Here is a 2,993-nt window from a genome sequence, read left to right on the forward strand (position 1 = left end):
TAGGTGTCGCCGTTCAAGCGGGTGCCGTTGATGCTTTTGGTGTAGGTGCCGGCTTCGGCATCACGGTTGCCGCTCACGGTGCGGCTGGCGGTTCTGCCATCGGGCGCGGTCATGGCGGTGCTGCGGTTGAAACCGGTGGCGGTGGCCGTCTGCGCGGTGTGGCGGCTGACGGTTTTTCCGTTGCCAGCGGTACGGGTAACGTCGGCGGTGTAGCTGTGGCGTTGGTGCCTGGCGCCGAGCTCGGCATGAGCGACCGACACGGCACCGCTTGCAGCCAGGACAACAGCCAGCATCAATGGTTTGGTTTTCATGGGCTTACTCCTTGACAGTGTGATTGGGGTCTGTGGTTTCCGGCAGGGGTTTGTGCTGCCTCTGTTACGTTTAACGCACAACGGCGGAATCGGTTTACACGCCGGATAAAAAATTTTCCCCACATAGCCGCCAGGCAGTTTTGCCAGCCAGCCAGAAGATGCGGCTTTCTTTGCTGTAGGCAATTGATTATTTGAAGCTTTTGTGTTTTTCTGCATGGGATATATTGAGACTAAAGGCAGAATCTGTCCAGGGTCTTAATATCACGTTTTGTATAGTTAACTGTTATGCCGCATGGCCACGGTTTATCAGGAAAAAGCAAGCTGCGGGTGTATTCGAGTTCCGGCCAGGGATAGTGGAGAATGCAATGACTGAAATCGTGCAACTCGGTTTGCTGGTGCTGACGGGCATCTGTATCTACGCTGGTATTACTCACTTGTTATTAGCATTGCATCGGCAATCTAATGTCAGCCAGCTGCTGTTTGCAGGCTTGTGCTTGTTGATGATGCCGTTCTCTATTTCTCACATCTTGATTTATCAGGCGGCCAATGAGCGTGAGTTCATACAGGCACTTAATTGGAATTTATCCGTTTTATGCCTGTTTTTAGGGCTTTTCCCTTGGTTTATCGCTCGGCACACAGGGAAGCAGCCTTTACCCTTGCTGATAGGGTTGAGCACGTTGTTTGCGTTGTTGTTCATGGTCAATCTAAGTCAACCCTACAGTTTGCAATATCACCATTTTGACGGTATCCGGACCTTGCAATTGCCCTGGGGAGAGCTTGTTACCCGTGGTATTGGCGATAGTGGCGCTTGGACGTACCTCACCATCGCCACCGTGTTCATGGTGTTTGGTTATGCGCTTTATGCCATTGGTGAGCGTTATCGCCGGGAACGCCGTGGCACAGATCTGGCGATGCTGTTCGGCGTGGGTGTGTTTCTGCTGGCCTCGATACAGGGTATTCTTGTGCGCCTGTCGGTAATAGACTTCATCGAATTGGGTCCGTTTGGTTATCTGTTGATGGTGATCATTATGAGTGCGGCTTACAGCCGTGAGCTTCAGTTACACCTACAGAATTCCGAGCGGCGTTTCCGCTCGCTGGTCGAGCAGTCGCCCTTTAGTATTCAACTTTTGTCACCGGATGGGTTTACCCGCCAGGTCAACCCTGCTTGGGAAAAGCTGTGGGGCGTAAAGGTTGAGGGGCTCGCCTCGTATAATATCTTGCAAGACCGGCAGCTCGCCGAAAAAGGCGTTATGCCTTATTTCGAAAAAAGCTTCACTGGCGAGACCGCAGTAATCCCACCGATCATCTACAACCCGGTTGTCAACCGAATTGCGCAAGAGCCTTCCCGAGACCGCTGGATACAAGGCTATATCTATCCGATCAAGGATCTGGCCGGGACAATAACGGATGTGGTGCTGATGCATGAAGATGTGACGGATAAGAAACGAGTTGAAGATGCCCTGCGCCTTATCGCGGCAGGTGTTTCTGCTGAGACTGGCGAGGCTTTCTTCCAGCAACTGACACTAAACCTGGCTAAGCTGTTTGATGCTGAATACGCTTTTATCGGTGAACTCGAGGAAAAAACTGTGGCACGGATTAACACCCTCGCGGTTTGCGCTCATGGTCAGACTGCAGCCGATTTTAGTTATCCACTGGCCGGTACGCCCTGTGCTAATGTGATGGGCCAGATTACCTGCGCCTACCCACGCGGTGTGCAGCAATTGTTCCCGGAGGATCAACTGCTCGTCGAGATGGGTATAGAAGGTTATATCGGCACGCCACTGTTTGATGCCCAGGGCCAGCCGCTCGGACTGATAGTGGTGCTTGATAACAAACCACTGGAACATATCGAACAGGTGCAGGAAATACTGGAAATATTCGCCGCCCGTGCCAGCGCCGAGCTGCAACGCCTTCGGGCTGAGACCCACATCCGTCGCATGGCATACTATGATTACCTGACCGGCCTGGCCAGTCGCGCGCACTTACACGAATATCTATCCCAGATGTTGCGTGAGGTGAAGCTTGGTAAAGAAATCGGTGTGTTGCTGCTTATCGACCTCGATCATTTCAAAAATATTAATGATGTGCTTTCTCATGACGTTGGTGACGAAGTGCTGCGTGCAGTCGCCCGACGCCTTGATAAGGTAGTCGCAGAGCGTGGTTTTGTGGCGCGCATGGGCGGGGATGAGTTTGTGGTGCTGCAACGCATTTGCACATCGAACTTGCAGGTGGCTGAAGAGATGGCACGTGAACTGGCGCACCAAATTCTGGAGAAACTACTAAGTCCGTTATATGTCGGCGACCGGGCATTTAATCTTGGTGCCAGTATCGGTGTCGTACTGTTCCCCGAGAACGGCGAAGGCGAGCTCGATATCATGCGCCACGCAGATATGGCCTTATACCGGGCAAAACACCTGGGCCGTGGCAATATCCAGTTCTATACACTTGAAATGCATGACACTGCGACCAGCCGCCTGCTGCTTGAAGATGGACTGCGGCGTGCAATCGGCAATGGTGAACTGGAGCTATACTTTCAAGCACAGGTCGACATTAACGGCCAGTGTATCGGCGCCGAGGCGTTGCTGCGATGGCATCATTCTGAGCTGGGCGATATAGCGCCTGAAGCCTTCATACCGATTGCCGAGGAAACCGGCTTGATCCACACTATCGGCCGCTGGGTGC

The 2,993-nt window shown here is 52.9% G+C and carries 1 protein-coding gene and 1 pseudogene; both read left to right on the forward strand.

The window, feature by feature from the left end:
• Positions 1-326 (forward strand): annotated as a pseudogene (locus tag VIN66_RS06340) (hypothetical protein); the annotation flags it as partial.
• Between the two features lie 350 nt (positions 327-676).
• Positions 677-2,993, forward strand: a 2,317-nt coding sequence (locus tag VIN66_RS06345; RefSeq protein WP_331923187.1) for a sensor domain-containing protein, incomplete at its 3' end; no start/stop codon positions are given.

Origin of the sequence: Rheinheimera sp., assembly GCF_036568245.1 — a bacterium.
Classification (GTDB): Bacteria; Pseudomonadota; Gammaproteobacteria; order Enterobacterales; family Alteromonadaceae; genus Alishewanella.